At 38.9% G+C, this 18,086-nt stretch carries 12 protein-coding genes; 8 read left to right on the top strand and 4 right to left on the bottom strand.

The window, feature by feature from the left end; all coding sequences use genetic code 11:
• Positions 1–37 precede the first annotated feature (37 nt).
• Positions 38–2,668, top strand: coding sequence for an N-acetylglucosaminidase (locus MHB41_RS16425; RefSeq protein ID WP_340899878.1), 2,631 nt, complete (start codon positions 38–40; stop codon positions 2,666–2,668).
• Between the two features lie 17 nt (positions 2,669–2,685).
• Here the strand turns inward: MHB41_RS16425 and MHB41_RS16420 are convergent, their stop codons facing one another.
• Entirely contained in the window at positions 2,686–3,876 is a 1,191-nt protein-coding gene (locus MHB41_RS16420; RefSeq protein WP_340899881.1) for a CDP-glycerol glycerophosphotransferase family protein, read from the bottom strand.
• Positions 3,877–3,887: 11 nt separating this feature from the next.
• A complete protein-coding gene (locus MHB41_RS16415; RefSeq protein WP_024426277.1) occupies positions 3,888–4,658 on the bottom strand; it encodes a WecB/TagA/CpsF family glycosyltransferase in 771 nt (256 codons plus the stop codon).
• 359 nt (positions 4,659–5,017) lie between these two features.
• On the opposite strand from MHB41_RS16415, the gene tagD reads away from it, so the two are divergent.
• The 6 genes from tagD (at position 5,018) to tagH (ending at position 14,459) form a co-directional block, all read left to right on the top strand.
• Complete coding sequence (tagD, locus tag MHB41_RS16410) at positions 5,018–5,407, top strand: glycerol-3-phosphate cytidylyltransferase (RefSeq protein WP_008343212.1); 390 nt, start codon at positions 5,018–5,020, stop codon at positions 5,405–5,407.
• Positions 5,408–5,504: 97 nt separating this feature from the next.
• On the top strand, positions 5,505–6,971 hold the full coding sequence (locus MHB41_RS16405) for an alpha-glucosyltransferase N-terminal domain-containing protein (protein WP_340899883.1): 1,467 nt from the start codon (positions 5,505–5,507) through the stop codon (positions 6,969–6,971).
• 48 nt (positions 6,972–7,019) lie between these two features.
• Positions 7,020–9,290 carry a CDP-glycerol glycerophosphotransferase family protein gene (locus tag MHB41_RS16400; protein WP_171464737.1) on the top strand — a complete coding sequence of 757 codons (2,271 nt, stop codon included), beginning with the start codon at positions 7,020–7,022 and terminating at the stop codon, positions 9,288–9,290.
• A 183-nt stretch (positions 9,291–9,473) separates the two neighbouring features.
• Positions 9,474–11,840, top strand: coding sequence for a CDP-glycerol glycerophosphotransferase family protein (locus tag MHB41_RS16395; RefSeq protein WP_024426274.1), 2,367 nt, complete (start codon positions 9,474–9,476; stop codon positions 11,838–11,840).
• A 170-nt stretch (positions 11,841–12,010) separates the two neighbouring features.
• A complete protein-coding gene (locus MHB41_RS16390; protein WP_024426273.1) occupies positions 12,011–12,838 on the top strand; it encodes an ABC transporter permease in 828 nt (275 codons plus the stop codon).
• 19 nt (positions 12,839–12,857) lie between these two features.
• Positions 12,858–14,459, top strand: a complete 1,602-nt coding sequence (gene tagH, locus MHB41_RS16385) for a teichoic acids export ABC transporter ATP-binding subunit TagH (RefSeq protein ID WP_340899890.1) — start codon at positions 12,858–12,860, stop codon at positions 14,457–14,459.
• 225 nt (positions 14,460–14,684) lie between these two features.
• Here tagH and galU read toward each other — a convergent pair whose 3' ends face one another.
• A complete protein-coding gene (gene galU, locus MHB41_RS16380) occupies positions 14,685–15,566 on the bottom strand; it encodes a UTP--glucose-1-phosphate uridylyltransferase GalU (protein WP_008343198.1) in 882 nt (293 codons plus the stop codon).
• A gap of 269 nt (positions 15,567–15,835) precedes the next feature.
• Between galU and wecB the strand changes: the two genes are divergently transcribed.
• Positions 15,836–16,975, top strand: coding sequence for a UDP-N-acetylglucosamine 2-epimerase (non-hydrolyzing) (wecB, locus tag MHB41_RS16375; RefSeq protein WP_340899892.1), 1,140 nt, complete (start codon positions 15,836–15,838; stop codon positions 16,973–16,975).
• Between the two features lie 33 nt (positions 16,976–17,008).
• On the opposite strand, the gene MHB41_RS16370 is transcribed toward wecB, so the two are convergent.
• A complete protein-coding gene (locus MHB41_RS16370) occupies positions 17,009–17,929 on the bottom strand; it encodes a LytR family transcriptional regulator (protein WP_024423641.1) in 921 nt (306 codons plus the stop codon).
• Positions 17,930–18,086: the final 157 nt, after the last annotated feature.

Below are 18,086 nucleotides of genomic sequence, written 5' to 3'. Positions count from 1 at the left end.
TAGACTATTATGCAAAGTTAAGAGAGGGACAGGGAACGTGAAAAAAACCATCAAGATTATGTTACTCGCAGCTGCCTTTGGTATGACATTACACACGGGTAAAGAAGCGCAAGCAGCCTCCTATGTCGATCAATCCATTTATACGATGAACACCTCAAAGGTATTTACAACAGAAGCAGAAGTGAAAAAAGCAGTGGAAACACTGAAGAAAGACAAAAAATGGACAGCCACTTATCAAACCTCAGGAAATACGTCGACCTATCAGCTCACTGCTTCAGGATATGAGTCGCAAGCAGCAGCGAATGCAAGTGCAGCTGCATTAAAAAAAGAAGTGGGCATGAGCGGTACGGTGTCTCCAGTAGGTGACCGCCTTCCTTTACAAAAGGTCGTATCTGACCCAGTCAATGATGAAAGTCAGGCGAAAAAGCTTTCACTTGAACTAACGAAAACATCAGGGCTCAATAGCTCCTATGAAGTCATCAATCAAAGCAAACCTTCTTATCAGGTCATATCAGGAACCATTGATTCTGAAACGAAAGTGAAAAATATTCAAACTGAGCTGCAAAAGCAGGCAGGCGTCACCAGTACATACCAAACCGAAACGAAAGCTGGCACTGTGTATCAGCTGATTTCAAGCGGTATTGTTGGACAAAGTAAGGCGAATTCCATTCTGCAAGGCTTTCAAAAGGCATCAGGTTTAAAACCAGTCCTTCAAACGGTGACAGCAGGTAAGCCGTATTACATCGTCACATCCGCTGCACAAGCGAACCAGTCGAAAGCACAGACGCTCCTTACACAGCTGCAAAAAGAAGCAAAGATCAGCGGGAAGATTCAAAAGGCTGGTGCCTTAAAAAATGTCTACAGCTTGGAATCAGGCTATTTTAAAGACAACAAACAAGCAGCTTCAGCTGCAGCTCAGATTAAGAAACAAACTGGTGCTGCAGGTACTGTCCAGCGCGTGGGGAAAACAAAAAATTATATCGTGAAGCTCAATCAACTGAACGATACAGCTTACGCCAAAACGGTAGCCTTTTTCAAGAAAAAGAAATGGCGCTACACGTCCAAAAAGATTTCTTCTACACAGCCATATCAAGTCGTGACGGGAAACCTTTTAGGAGATGACCAAGCGAAAAAAGCAGCGGCTTTCTTCCAAAAGAAAAAAGTATCTGCGACAACGAAAAAAACCGGCAAGGTATCAGACAGCACATATCGACTCGTGGTCAATCAAGCAGTGGACCAAGCGAAAGTGAATAAAGGTGCCGCCTACTTAAAAACGCAGAAGCTGACAAGCAGCATCAAGGCAAGTAATGGACAGGCTGTCAGCAAAACGTATAGTCTCAAGACAACACCTGTATATGAACAAAGTAAAGTGAAGCAGGCTCAAGAGATTATCAAGAAAAATGGCGTTGCCAGCAGTACAAAAACGCTGACAGAAGCGGTCAAGCAATACCGTATCACGACAGAGCCGACAGTGAATCAGACAAAATTGAATCAAGCACTCAGCTATTTGACCAAACAAAAAATGAAGGCCGCTGCTCAAAAAACAGGCGCAGCCGATTATGCTCAATATCAGATCAAAACAGGTGTCATCTCAACAGCTGCACTTCGTGACCAAGGCTTGGCATTTTTCAAAAAACGGAATGAAACCGCTGCGTATACAACAACAACGAAACCAACTTACAAAATCAACATTACGCAGCAATTTACAGGATTACCAACTGTAAATGAAGCCATTGCTTTTGTGAAAAGCCAATATGGCTGGACCGCCACAGCCGTAAAAATTAAAAATGGCCCAATGGTCATGCAAACGAACTACAACCTTACTGTCAATGAGATGGTCAACAAACAAATGAAGGTGTCACCACAGACAGATGGTGCGGCCTATGTCTATGCAGCATATGTAGACCAAGCCACATCGACAGTGAATACGGATGGCTTAAATGTCCGTTCTACACCTGATTCGAGCTCTGCAAGCAACATTGTGGCACAGCTCAATAAAGGAGCAAAAGTGAAACAGCTTGGGAAAGAAGGGAACTGGATCAGGATCAACCTAGGCTGGAGAAATGCAAGTGCAGCAGAGGTGCAAAAATATGTAGATCCAGCTAATATTGCCGAAGGCACGCAATCTTATTTTCAATTTCTGAAACTCTCTGAAGCTGCGAATCTCAATCCAGCAGAGGTCAATTCAAAGATTTTAGCAGGAAAAGGGATTCTTGCGGGTAAAGGACAAGCCTTTATTACAGCAGCAAAAACGTATCATATCAACGAAATTTATCTTATTTCTCATGCGTTGCTTGAAACGGGTAACGGAAGTTCCATTTTAGCGAATGGTACAATGTATAATGGAAAGAAAGTTTATAACATGTATGGCATTGGCGCATATGACAGCAATCCGAATTATCTAGGTGCAAAGTATGCGTATGAACAACAATGGTTCACGCCAGAGGCTGCCATTATTGGCGGAGCAAAATTCATTGGCAACAGCTATATCAATAATGCCACATACAAGCAAGATACAATTTATAAAATGCGCTGGTCGGCTACAGCGACTCATCAATATGCAACAGATATTGGCTGGGCTTCTAAGCAAGTCACTCGCATGTATAGTTTGTATAACCTGCTTGATGACTATACACTGTATTATGATATCCCGGTGTATAACAAATAAAAAAACGTCCGTGCTTCCTAATGAGAAGCCGGACGTTTTTTGTGTAGGAGCAGCTGCTGTTCAATAAATGAGAGGAGCTGCTGACTGGATTGTCCCTTTGAATATTGGTTCCATTCCTCAGCAAAGGTTTTGATTCGTTCTTTATTGGTTGATCTGTTTAGGTGTAAAAGCTCCTGCAAGAGCATGTCTTGAGTGACGCAAGCCTTTCCAGGAATGATATCTTCATACCGATCGACTAAGCCGCGTTTCTCTCGATAAGTGTCTAAGTCATAAGTGAAGAACAACACAGGCTTTTCGAGCAGTGCATATTCAAACACAATGGACGAATAATCTGTCACCAGGACATCACAAGCACAAAGCAATGGATAGAGCGGCTGATCGGACACATCAAATATCCATTCACCGTCTGTTTCTGCTTTCGCTAAATGTTTGACCGCAGGATGAAGCTTGACGAGCAGAATGTAATCGCCATTCAGCTCAGTTTGCAACTGCTCTTTTGAAAAAGGCAGCACAAGACCGTCCATTGCAAAGTCTCGATAGGTCGGTGTATAGAGCAGGATCTTTTTCCCTTTTGGGATATCATTTAGCTTCAAGGAAGGCTGATGCTGTTCATAGTACACATCCGTCAGTGGTACACCAGTTGGTAAAAAGCGATCATCGTTGACCCCAAACGAGGTCTTGAAAATCTCACGCATGTGATCTGAGCCTGTCACGATGTAATCGAAAGACGCATAAACACGCTTGAAGCGTTCGATGTCACGGGGACTTCGTTCAGAATTTGAAGCATCTTCAAGCCCGAACTTTTTCAAAGCCCCATTGGCATGCCATACTTGAATACAGGTGGTAGAAGGCCGTTTTCTTAGCACACTCGTCATGAGAAAGTAATTATCCGTCAAGACAACCTTGCTTTTAAACATCGTATATATACATTGAATGAGATGGAGAGGGTTTTTTTCATGAAAATAGCGAAATGACAGATGAGGCTCGTCCTTTTCTATCGCAGAAGCATGCTTCGTATAGAGGATAGTGAGCTTCATTGTCATGTTCGCCTGTTGTTGATAAGTATGAATGAGAGCAGCCGCATTCTCTTGGAATGAAACAAGCAGCGTCACCTGGTTTTCACGAGGCTTCACGCCGCTCATCAGCCATCCAATGAAAGAAATAAAAGCTGCGTAACATGAAATCATCATTGAGCGTATATTCATCATTTATCAGTCTTTCACAGCTGTTTCGTCTGATCCTTTACTTGCTCAGGATAGTAACGTTTTTTTCCTTTGCTTTCCTTTAAGACGGCAAAAGCGTACTTAGGAATATTCAGCATTCGTTTCCATCTCCATGGATTCACAATCAATCTGTACAGCCATTCTGTATTTGTCTTAATCATCCAGCGTGGTGCACGCTTCACCGTTCCGCTAAATACATCAAAGCTTCCGCCTAAACCGATGCAAACAGCTTGCGGGAATAAATGGCGGTATTCGTAAATAAAGTTCTCCTGGTTTGGATAACCTAATGCAACAAACACCATATCAGGTTTCGAGCGCGCGATTTGCTTCGCTACGAAACGTTTATCGGCTTGATAGCCGTCACAGCTTCCTGCGAGGACCACATTTGGATATTCCGTATCAATTCGCTGTTTCACAGCCTCAAGCACTTCTTTTTTGGCACCATATAAAAAGATTCTTTTAGACTGCTTGTTTGCTAGATCAAGCATAGACATGAAGACATCAAAGCCGGCAATTCTAGACTTAAGCGGACTTTGGGTCATGCGGGACATCAATACGACGCCTACGCCATCCGGTAGTACATAATCCGCAGATGAGACGACTTGATGGTACGCATGATCCTTCATGACGGCATAGCCTATCTCTGGATTGACAGTCGCAATCATGGCGCCTCTTCTCTGAGAAATATGATGCTGGTTCATATAGCTGATAAATTCATCTAAGTCGCCGTTTACATAAGAAAGGTTAGAGACCACTTCTGTTTGCATTGTTTAGACCTCCTTTTTAACTTGTTATCTATGAACGTTCATTGTAAATTCATTCTTCACCTACTCATCATTTTATCACAGATGCTCCATGAAATATTAACAATAACTTTACAAACCTTTAAATTTCATGACATTTTCATCATTTCATCTGGACAATCCTTTGTGAAACATTGATTCTTCGGACTTTTCCTCCTTTGCCCAATAAATTGGAAATAGTTTGTCTTTACATCTGCTTAACGTTTGGTAGGCGCTGTGATATAATGAGGTTCCGAAGAGCGAATCGAATATCACAGAATTACGGATAAATTACTGCACGAATGCAGTCGAATAAGGATTGAAGAAAGGAGTTTATGTTTGCAATGAAGAAAGTTATTACTTACGGTACATTTGATTTATTACACTGGGGGCACATTAAGCTGCTAGAACGTGCAAAGCAGCTCGGAGATTACTTAGTGGTGGCCATCTCTACAGACGAGTTTAATTTACAAAAATCAAAAAAAGCTTATCACAGCTACGAGCATAGAAAGCTGATTCTTGAAACCATTCGTTATGTAGACGAAGTTATTCCAGAAAACAGCTGGGATCAAAAAGTCCGTGACGTGCAAGAGCACGATATCGATGTGTTTGTCATGGGAGATGACTGGGAAGGTAAATTCGATTTCTTAAAAGAACATTGCGAAGTCGTATACTTGAAGAGAACAGAAGGCATCTCGACAACACAAATTAAGGAAGAAATTGCGGGACTTTAATAGATCGAAAAAAAGTACTTCTTATCTTTTGGTGAGAAGTACTTTTTCATGTAAAATACAATGAGCAAGTCATCATTATTTTTAAGGAGAGCTTCCTTTGTTTCAAAATTGGATGAAGATAAAAGTTGAAGACACATTGGATCAACCTGAACAACATGAAACAATGGCATCAATGAACGTGCCTGATATGGACTACTACTTTATTATGGGTGATGTGCCAAAACAGGATGAGAGCTTAACGAAGTCTTTAAAGACAAGGATTAAGCCTTTGGCTGATCAACATAAACGTACTGCAATTTTAACTTTAAATTACGATGCAAATGTGAAGGAACGTATTCATCACATGGGAGAGTTCTTTTCTCCTGAGGTTGACATATTGAATGTATATGAACACTATATTCTACCGGAAAGTGGTAGTAAAAGACGTTACTCGGAATTTATTGTTGGTGAATCATCGCATTCGATCAATGAAGCAGTGATTCCAGCAGATGAATCCACGATTCAAGTGACGAGATATGAATTGCCTGCTTCCCCCATTTGTTATATTGATCAATATAATGAAGAGCAGCAACTGGTGAAGAGGGAAGAATACAATTGGCAGGGCGTTTTATGCAGAGTACAAAGCTTTGTTCCCCATACAGGTGCACTATACTTAGAGGAATTAATCAATGAAGATGGCAGTATTTATATGGAGCTCATCTATCCTGGTGATGCAAAAAAGAATCCAGTCCGGCATATTAATTGGTATAAAAAAACAGGAATTCAAACATTTACAAAGAAGACGGATATTAAACAATTATGGCTATCCAGCATTCAATCACAAAATGACCGTTTGAAACTGATGATTACAGAAGACCGGGATCAAGACCGCCACCTGTTTAAAATTGATCAGCCTGAAACAACTTATTATGCTGCATTTGTACATGACGCACATTATGAGGAAGATCTGCATCAAGTCAATTCTCAATATGGAGAATTATTTAAACAAATAAGAAAACAGCAAGTGGATGCTGTCTTTTTTGGGGATACTAAACATAAAGAAGATGTCGAAAAACTATTGGGAGAACAAGCCTATTTTTATCTTGTTCCTTCTGACGAAGAGACTGTTTGGAATACGGCGATTCATCATATGCTCGAAAATCGTGAGCATAAAGATGAACTGAGAGGGATCGTTGACAGCATGAAATGGGTCTTGCGTGATCTAAGCTCTGAGCATCATGTTCTTCACCTTCAACTCGAGTTAAAAGATGAAATGAGTCATGCGGATCATGTGCAAATTGATTTCGCAGGATATGATCGAGTGAATGGAGCTGAAATCATCTCTCAAACAATCGATGAGAACCATCAAGTCAGCTTCCCAATCGGCCATTTTCAAACAAAGAAAAACATTGAAATCAACCAAACGAAATTTGTGGATTTTTACATTCGTTTTAAAACAGAAGAACTTCAAGAGGTTTTGCAGCGTCTAGAAATAGAAGGTGAGCTGCTTACGAATAAACCATCGTCCATCGATGGATGGTCATATCAAACGAAACAAGGCAACTATTCTTGGAAAGTGAAATAGTGATATAACATAACGGTAAGATTTCTGAACAGAGGAGATTAACGATTAATGATTGAAGAGGGAATTCATAAGAAGAGTGTCGTTGAAGGGTTAAAAAATCACCATGAGAAACTAGAAATGCTGATTCGCATCAACGATGACATGCCATTAACAGATAGAGAATTTTATTTGTTTATGAGGGAGAGAGTTTCGAAACAAGAACTCTTCCTTCCGCTTGTTCATCAAGAAGAGAATCTATTCAAATTGGTATTGAATGAAGCATCGCTGCCGCTTGCGTTAGAGCAAGGCCAGACATATAACTTGTATGTCACGGACTATTTGAGCACAAACAAAGAAGAGGATGAGGACGAGCTTGAGGACTCAGCTTATGATTCTGATTCCGAAGAAGAGGAAGAAGAAGTAAAAGAAGCGGATATCAATACAGATATTGAATCTGAAGAGAAAACGTCAAACTATAAACGCCGTTTAAAAATGGAAATAGAAAAGCCTGAGCTGACCTTTTTAGAAAATAAAGACGCCATGCTGTGTATCATTCCATACCGTACAGACAAAGGAAATGCTTCTTTGAAAATCAAGCGTGAGCTAAAGGTTGTGAAATTCAATCATATCGAGCTCAACAAAGGGTGTATGTTATCTTTATCCGGGTATGCAGGCGTATTAAGTGCAGAACATCCGTATGAGATCAAAGAAGCAAAGCTTCTATTGAAGAAAAATGGTGAAGAACCAATTGAACATCGCTTTCCGGTTAATATCACCCATATAAATGACGAAGTGATCGAATACCGTGATGATCAACATGTACCACAGCTTTATCAATTTTTAGCAGAAGTCCCTTTAGAGGAATTGACCTATTCATTAAACAAACGCTTTGTATATCGCTTCTATCTTGAATTTATCTGCGATGTAAACGGAGTAGAGGAAACATTAACAACCACTTCTTTAGTGCTTGGAGACCGCTCGAACAAACTCAAAGGACTTGTTCAAATTCATAAACGAAACGATGTACCGATTCGATATGAAGTGTACCGAAAGAAAAAAAGACAAACGCTTGGCATCCGTATTAATGATTACACAATGAAAACACGTGCCAAGTATTACGTCAAAAGCAAGTGGAAGAAATTTAAAAAGAAGATCAGTAAAATCAAAAAAGTCCGTAACCGTCTTGTGACAAGAACGTTTAAAACGACCTTTAAACTGGCGAGTAAGCTGTCTGTGAAAAAGAAAACGGTTGTTTTTGAAAGTTTTAACGGAAAACAATTCAGTTGTAACCCGCGTGGGATTTATGAGTATATGAAGGAACATCACCCTGAATATACGCTGATCTGGAGCGTTAAAAAGGGTCATGAAGCACCGTTTAAGGAAAAAGGCATCTACTATATCAATCGTCTGTCATTGAAATGGATCTTTGCGATGGCAAGAGCTGAGTATTGGGTCGTAAACAGCCGTTTGCCGCTATGGGTTCCAAAGCCAGATCACACAACATACTTGCAGACTTGGCACGGTACGCCGTTAAAACGGCTGGCAATGGACATGGACGAGGTGCATATGCCTGGAACAAACACGAAGAAATACAAAAAGAATTTCACAAAAGAAGCATCGAATTGGGATTATCTCATTTCTCCAAATGCCTACTCGACTGAAATCTTTACACGTGCGTTCCAATTCCAAAAGACCATGATTGAGTCAGGATATCCGAGAAATGACTTCCTTCACAATCAAAACAATGAAGAAACGATGAGAGCACTGAAACAAAAAATGAACCTGCCGCTCGATAAAAAATTGATCTTATACGCACCGACATGGAGAGACGATCAATTTTATAAAAAAGGGCAGTACAAATTTGATTTAGACCTTGATCTGCATGAACTCAGAGCTGCAATCGGAGATGAATATATCATCATTCTGCGTATGCACTATCTAGTTGCTGAAAACTTTGATTTAGGGCCATATGAAGGCTTTGCCTATGACTTCTCTCATTACGAAGACATTAGAGACCTTTATATGATTTCAGATCTGCTCATCACAGATTACTCATCTGTGTTCTTTGATTATGCAAACCTCAAACGTCCGATGCTGTTCTATGTGCCAGACATTGAAACATATCGTGACAAGCTCAGAGGCTTCTACTTCGACTTTGAACAAGAAGCACCTGGACCACTTGTGAAAGAGACAGCAAGTGTCATTGACTGGGTGAGAGAAACAGAACAGCCAGACTTTACACTACCAGCTTCTTTTGCACCGTTTTATGAGAAATTCTGTTACTTAGAGACTGGAGAATCTTCGAAGCGGGTCGTTGAAGTAGTGTTTTCTGAAAAATAGTTTAAAAAGTACCGTTCTTCGCATAGTAGAACGGTACTTTTTTGTTTTTTTTATTCCATTGTACACATATTTAAATGTAATGGTAAAAATAAAAAAACATAGAAATTTAACAGTAAACATGCTAAATTTAGATAAGATTATCCGGTACTGTAAAAATGCTGAAAATAATATAGAGGTGCTTCAATGTACAAACTTTATCATAATTTTATTGAAATTCTTAATTTAGATGAACAAAAGTTAGTGTTATATATTGATGACATAGAGAAGTTATGTACTTTTGAATTTAAAGAGCTAATTGTAAACGAATCAAAGAAGATTTGTGAAATTAATGTTAAGGATCAGATGATTTTTGAATCTTCAATAGATCATTCTAATGAAATGATCTATCTCTATTCTAAGGATCAGAACTTGTATATTGTCAAAGAAAGCTCTGACATCCTTCAATCAAATCAAATACATCCTATTGACATTAACAATCAATTTGAAGATATATATGTCAAACAATTAGGGTTAGACCGCTATGGCTTATATAGAGGCGAAGAGGAACTGTTATTATTCTCAGGGCTGCTGAACGTTGATGAGATCAATCGGAATTATAAAATGGATTTGAAGATTCACGGGGCAGAAAGAAGATTTGTAGACATCTCCTTTATCCAATATAGTCCCTTCAACTTTGTTGTTACGTATGATTGCCAAAATAAAGAACTAAATGTAAGGAAAATTTTGTTTGATGTGATGCAGGAACATAAAGATATTGAAGTGACTGTGAATAATCGTAATCAAATCAAAATTTTAAATAAGGTGACTGAGCAAAAGAAAATCGTCAACTTTAGACTTGTTCCTAGATATCAGCCGCTCAAAGTTTTTGGTAAAGATACATTAGAGCAATTCAAAGAAGATAATATCCTCAATATTTTGGTGATTAATAAACAAAGGTATTACATATATGTAAGAACGAATGGTGTTTACTTAGTAAGAGGAAACCCTTATCTTGTTACAAAACATACATCAAGACTACGTATTTTTAGTTTGTTTAATAGCTTTTATGTTTATGGAAGACTGACACATTACGCGTATAATTCAGACCAAAAGTATGAATACCTGTACATTAGAAATTCTGATCACCAAGTGGCGAAATTTATAAGACCATTTAGAAAGATCAAATTCTTAAAAAGGTATGGTTTCTTTAAAATTTCGTTAAATGATCTTGACTTAGACAGCAGAATCCATAATAACCTATTTGTTGGCAATGATAACCGAATTATCCATAGTTTAAGGCTGAAAAAAAGAGATAAAAAGGTGAAAACATATATCACGAAAAAGAATGGGGACAAGCTTCAAGTACTAAGAACAAATCTATTTGGAAATGTGACATCAACCATTATTCCTTATTCACAGGAATATTCTTTATTTAGTAAAGTAAAAATAAAAATAGCGAGTATCTTATCATCATTCTATAAAGACAAGAATTATCGTGTGAATTTGTTTTTTGAGAAAAAGAGTGATAAAGCAGATGAATCCGCTATTAGAGTGTATGACTATGTACAAGAGAATTGTCAAACAGACTCAAGAAATTACTTTATTCTTAATAAGAAATCAAGTGCTTATCCGGCACTTAAAGCTAAGTATGGAAAGGGAATCATTCCGAAATATAGTCTGAGACATTATTTAAGTATCTTCAATGCCAGCTATTTTATTTCAAGTGAGTTATCTAACCATGTTCTGAACGATAGATTATATATTGATCATCTTAGAGAGAGAATTATGAGCGTACCACTTGTCTTTTTGCAGCATGGAATAATGTTTGCGAAACCAGTTGATAATCCAATGGCCTTTGGATTCCATAAAGACAAGAACCAATATAATATTTATAAATCAGTCATCAGTTCTGAACTAGAGGCTGGTGAATTCTACAAAATGAAATATGACCGTGAGGATTTGATTTTGACAGGCCTCGCAACTTTTGATCATGCCAAATTAGTAGACGGTGCAGATAAGATCGCCTTTATGCCAACTTACCGCTATTGGGAAGAGGGGCTAATATATACAAATAGAATCGAAGAAACATCTTACTATAGAGTTCTGATTAAAATCATTAAAAGCTTTGAAGAAGCAGGTCTTCTTGATCGTTTGTTAATTGTACCGCATAACAAATTTTCTCAGTACGTTTATCAAAACCTGCCTCAGTATAAACATATTATTTCTGATAATCCATCAGAAGCGCTAAAAGTATCAAAGGTGTTTATCACTGATTACTCTTCTGCTATTTATGATGCACAATATAGAGGAGCGTACCCTATTTTTTATTGGGAAGAAAAAGATTACTTGATTAGACAGTATAAAGCGATTCCTCCTGTAAACGAAGAAAATGCACCAGGACCGATTGCATATAATACTCAAGAGCTTATTCGTATTGTCAAACATGCGATTGAGAATGAGTATGTCGTGGAAGATGAATATAAAGAAAAATACTTGAAAATTAACAGCTTTAACGATAATCAAAATACGAAAAGAATTACAGATTTCTTAAAAGAGCATCAAATTATCTAATGTCTTATGCCCCCTGAATCTAAGATTGAAAGGATTCAGGGGTTTTTTGTCTTCTAGTTTGACGTGCATGATTTTGTTATAAGATGAAATGTGTATCGTTATCTGTTACAATTATGAGCGGTGCTTTTTAAAAAAGTAATCCCAAAAACTTATATCTAAGGAAGATTAGAATGAACGCAATGTTGACGATACTAAAGGAGCAAATCAGCTCATTTCCGCTGATTATGCGACTTGCTGTTTATGAAACAAAATCAAAATATCAGATGAATTATTTAGGTGTTTTATGGCAGTTTTTAAATCCATTGATTCAAATGCTGGCTTACTGGTTTGTTTTTGGTATGGGCATTCGCGGAGGACAGCCAATTGTTATTGGCGGTGTGGAGATTCCATTTATCATCTGGATGCTTGCCGGATTAATCCCGTGGTTTTTCATTAGTCCGACCATTCTTGATGGATCAAACAGTGTGTTTAAACGCATTAATATGGTATCGAAGATGAATTTTCCGATTAGTGCGCTGCCGTCTGTGGTGATTATGTCCAACTTGTTCAGCTACTTTGTTATGATGGGTGTCTATCTGATTGTGCTGATTTCCTATGGCATCTACCCTGATGCGCATTGGCTGCAATATATATACTATTTTATTTGTATGATCGCGTTTATGTTTTCGTTTAGCTTGTTTAATTCCACGATTAGCGTACTCGTGAGAGACTATCAATTTCTTTTACAATCCGTGACACGATTACTTTTCTTTTTGCTGCCGATTTTTTGGAATATTTCAGAGAAACTTACTGGGGATAAAGCGTGGATTGGAGATATTTTAAGACTGAATCCTCTTTTCTACATTATTGATGGTTTTAGAAATAGTTTGTTAAAGGGAGAATGGTTCTTCCATGATGTCAAATACACACTTTATTTTTGGCTGATCACGCTTCTTCTTTTAACAGTTGGTTCATTGCTTCATATGAAATTTAGGGATAAATTTGTCGATTTTCTTTAAAAAGTAAGGAGATTATACGATGAAACTAAAGGTTTCGTTTCGAAACGTATCCAAGCAATACGTCCTATATAAAAAGCAGTCAGATAAGATTAAAGGGCTGTTTTTTCCTAATAAAAATGAAAAAGGTTTTTTTGCTGTTCGTGATGTGTCCTTTGATGTCTATGAAGGCGAGACAATTGGTTTTGTAGGAATTAACGGATCGGGGAAATCGACAATGTCGAACCTTCTAGCGAAAATCATTCCACCGACAAGTGGTGAAATTGATATGGACGGCCAGCCTTCGTTAATTGCCATTGCAGCAGGGCTGAACAACCAGTTAAGCGGAAAAGACAACATTCGATTAAAGTGCTTAATGATGGGACTGACGAATAAAGAGATAGATGAGCTTTATGAAAAAATTGTAGAGTTTGCGGATATTGGAGACTTTATTGACCAGCCGGTTAAGAGCTATTCAAGTGGAATGAAATCACGTCTTGGCTTTGCCATTTCAGCGCATATCGATCCAGATATCCTCATTATTGATGAAGCACTGTCTGTTGGAGACCAAACCTTCTATCAAAAATGTGTGGACCGCATTACAGAATTCAAGGAACAAGGAAAGACGATCTTTTTTGTCAGTCACTCCATTAGCCAAATTCAAAAAATCTGTGATCGGGTGGCTTGGATGCATTATGGTGAGCTTCGTATGTTTGATGATACGAAAAAGGTCGTGAAAGAATATAAGGAGTTTGTTGATTGGTTTAACAAGCTTTCCAAGAAAGAGAAACAAAAATACCAAATGGAACATAAAGAAGGTAGAAAAGGCGTACAAAAGACAGAAAAGGTGTCTCGTTATCAAGAGAACGGCAAACGGCGTTCATTGTTTGGCCCCGCATTTCAAGTGACAGTTTTAGCGGTCTTAACGCTATTGCTAGCCTTATCGATGTTTTCAGATCGCCCGCTTCGTACATTGGCGACATTTGGCGCAATCCCATCAGATAAGACAGAAGCGCCTCAGTCGAAGAACCCGCAGACCAAAGGAGCACCTGATATGAAAAAGGTGGATCAACAGCTGATAGTCACGGCAGATCCACTTACGGTTTACAAAGACCAAGCCATGAAAAAAAAGGCCGATGTCACTTTGCCATTTGGACTAGAAGTACAGGCTGTGGCTGAAAATAAACAAACCGTTCAAATTAAAACAGCGTCAGAAACGTATTTTGTCAAACCCGATGCGTTTCAAAATGCAGAGGAATTAAAGTCATTATCTATTAGGCCAGGACAGTTTAATTCCTATGTATCGCCTGCATCGGCAGGTTCGTATGAGTATTTACTTTCTTTCCTTGGAAAAGAAGAATCTGTGCTGAAACAGAGAATGCAGACGCTGAGTTCAGTGAAAAATGACCAAGGAGATACGATTGAGCGATTGACCACAGAGAAAACCGACTATGTCATTCAAAATGGTCAGGCAAACACGATTATGTTTCGCGGCATTATGCCAATCTCTCCTTCCACACTTGGGCTGACAGAACAAGATGTCTGGATGAATGAGAAACGAACAAAGTTCGCAGTGAAGGGTGAAAACAACCTGTTTGTCATTGATAATGAACAGCATACACTGACTATTTCAGTCATTAAATAAAAAAGCTGCCGATGCCGGCAGCTTTCAGCGTGTAGACAAACCCTCGCATTCGGTGTCAGGTCTGCGCTCCGGTGCTCACGAATGTCCAATTCGCTCCGCTCCGGTACTCGCCCTTCCTAGACTGCAAAGGTTTTCTATCACGCTGAAAAGAAGACAAAGGGCTAAAATGATCTTGATTTTAGCCCTTTGTCAACAATCTGAAAGCTGCCGATGATGGCAGCTTTTTTAATTCACTTCTTCTTTTTCGAGAAGCTGTTTCATAAATGGAATGAGTTTCTTTTTCAATTCTTCATCCTGAAGAGCAAACTCAAGCGTCGTTTCAATGAAGCCTTGCTTCTCGCCGACATCATATCGTTTTCCTTCGAAATCATAGGCGAAGACGCGCTGGATGTCATTTAGCTTTTGAATGGCATCTGTCAGCTGTATTTCTCCGCCTGCACCAATCTCTTGCTGATCGAGGTACATAAAGATCTCTGGCGTGAAAATATAGCGCCCTAAGATGGCTAGGTTCGATGGTGCTGTTCCTTGCGGCGGCTTTTCAACAAAGTTTTTGACTTGATAGCGGCGTCCTTCTTGTGTAAGAGGGTCGATGATCCCATAGCGATGCGTATCGCTGTCCGCTACTTGCTGAACCCCGATGACAGATGAAAGGGTTTTTTCGTATTCATCCATCAGCTGGCGAAGCCCAGGCGTTTCGGCTTGAACAATGTCATCACCTAATAAAACAGCAAAAGGCTCATCACCGATAAAGTTACGTGCACACCAAACGGCGTGTCCGAGTCCTTTAGGCTCTTTTTGACGTATGTAATGGATGTCAGCAATGTTAGAGGATTTTCTCACTTTCTCTAAAAGCTCGCTCTTTCCCTTTTCCTCAAGATTGCGCTCCAGCTCTGGTGCAAAATCAAAATGATCCTCAATGGCTCTTTTCCCTTTTCCAGTGACGATAATAATGTCTTCGATTCCTGATTCAACAGCTTCTTCAATAATATATTGAATGGTTGGTTTATCAACGATTGGGAGCATTTCTTTAGGCATCGCTTTTGTTGCAGGGAGGAAACGTGTCCCAAGACCTGCAGCTGGTATAATGGCTTTACGTACTTTTTTCAATGAACTTTGCACCTTCCTTACATAGATAACCGATTTCATATTTCAATGTTTGTTCTTGGTCGTCTGTTTAAAGTGTAACTTACAAATCATAGGAAAGACAAATGATTTCACTAAAATGACTTTTAGATAATTCATATTTTATATGTAAAATGTAAAGGAAAGAGAAATTTAACGTTAATTCAATGTAAATTTCTTTTTTTATATCATTAATTTTATCCTCCCAATTGTGTATAATTGAAAGTACTATACTAGGAAAGAGGCATAAACAAGTGAAAAAACTAAATGTAATGACTATTTTCGGTACTAGACCTGAAGCAATTAAAATGGCACCACTTGTCCTTGAACTGAATAAACATCCGCAGATAAATTCGATTGTTACTGTAACAGCTCAGCATAGAGAAATGCTTGATCAAGTCCTTGAGGCTTTTTCTATTACGCCAGATCATGATTTAAACATCATGAAACAACGCCAGACATTATCTGAAATCACATCAAATGCACTCTTAAAACTAGATCAACTATTCCAAGAGGAAAAACCTGATATTGTCCTTGTTCATGGAGACACAACAACAACCTTTGCAGGAAGCTTGGCCGCATTCTACCACCAAATTTCGGTTGGTCACGTTGAAGCGGGTTTAAGAACACACAATAAATACTCGCCGTTCCCTGAAGAATTGAACCGACAAATGACAGGCACTATTGCTGATATTCATTTTGCTCCTACAAATGAGGCAAAGCAGAATCTTTTAATTGAAAATAAAAAAGAAGAGACGATTTGTGTGACGGGGAATACTGCGATTGATGCGTTGCAAACAACGGTTACAGAACAGTATGAGCACCCTATTTTAGAGAAGATAGGCACAGATAAAATGATCTTGTTAACGGCTCATCGCAGGGAGAATCTCGGTCAGCCGATGAAAAACATGTTTAAAGCAATTAGACGTATTGTAGAAGAGTTTGAAGATGTTCAGGTTGTATATCCTGTACATTTAAACCCTGCTGTTCGTGATGCGGCTCAAACAGAATTCAGTGATCTTGATCGTGTGCACTTAATTGAGCCGCTTGAAGTCGTTGATTTCCATAACTTCGCTGCTGCCTCACACTTTATATTAACGGATTCTGGCGGTGTCCAAGAGGAGGCGCCTTCTCTAGGGAAGCCAGTATTAGTTCTGCGAGATACAACAGAACGCCCTGAAGGTGTGAAAGCTGGCACGCTTAAGCTCGCGGGTACAGATGAAGAGACCATTTACAACATGGCAAAACAGCTGTTAGTCGATCAGAAAGAGTACGACAACATGTCGAAGGCGTCTAATCCATATGGTGATGGACAAGCGTCAAAACGAATTGTCGAAGAGCTTCTCCATCGTTTTGGATTAAGTGAAGAAAAACCAGTTCCATTTCAATCATAAAAAAAGAAGACTACATTTCTGTAGTCTTCTTTTTTACTGCTCCAAACTTTCCTTCAATTCCTTCTTCACATTCGCAAGACTGCTGTCATCAAGCTGGTAGTAATAAATGTTATTGATACGTGTGCCTGATCCTTTCAACTCGTGCTGCTTCACATGCTGTCTTGCATCACGATAATCATTCATCATCGTCCACATATCATCAAAAGACATGTTTGTCTTCATATTATTTTCTACGACTTTGAACATATCGCCGAATTTCGTAATAGATGAAATGTTGGCACCTTTTGCAATGATGCCTTCAATGACCTGACGCTGTCTTTGCTGACGTCCGAAGTCACCTTTTGGATCTTGCTTTCTCATTCTCGTATAGGCAAGGGCTTGATCCCCATTCAGGTTAATTTCTCCTGTACCAAATGAATGGCCGTCATAACTAAATGCAAACGTGCTATTTACTGTAATGCCGCCAAGTGTATCAACAATATCTTTGAAGCTTTCCATGTTCACTTTGACAAAGTAATCAACAGGTACATCAAGCAGTTCCTCTACAGTATCTGCTGCCATTTGTGTACCGCCGAATGCATAGGAGTGGTTGATTTTATCCATTGTGCCTTTTCCGACAATCTTCGTATACGTATCACGCGGGATGCTCACCATCTCGGTCGTTTTCGTTTTGGGATTTACTGTCATGTATATTAATGTATCTGCACGGCCTCGGTCATTTTTTCGTTCATCGACACCCATGACTAAAATAGAAATCGGGTCTTTCTTACTTAAATCGACATCTTTGTCACGCTTATCTGACTTCTTTAAATTCTCCTGAATGCCTGCGACGGTCGATGCTGCTGTGTTCCAAAGATGATATGCGTACCCGCCAGTTGCTAATACGAATAAGCCAATAATCGATAAAACAATCCAAAGAACCTTTTTCTTCTTTCTTTTTCTTTCAGCTCTCATAATGTCCCTCACCTTTTCTATGATTCTTCCATGATTATAGGTTTACGAATCTTGATAAACAAGTTATTTTTTTACTCTGAACCTAGATATAGACGTTGTAACAAAAAAAAGGTTTCAAAAAACCTTAAATTTACCTTAAAATAATAACTTATAAGAC

Origin of the sequence: Bacillus sp. FSL H7-0578 (assembly GCF_038630855.1) — a bacterium.
GTDB classification, from domain to species: Bacteria; Bacillota; Bacilli; order Bacillales; family Bacillaceae; genus Bacillus; species Bacillus safensis.
Note: the sequence above shows the minus strand (reverse complement) of the source record. Positions and strands in the feature narration are given on the sequence as shown.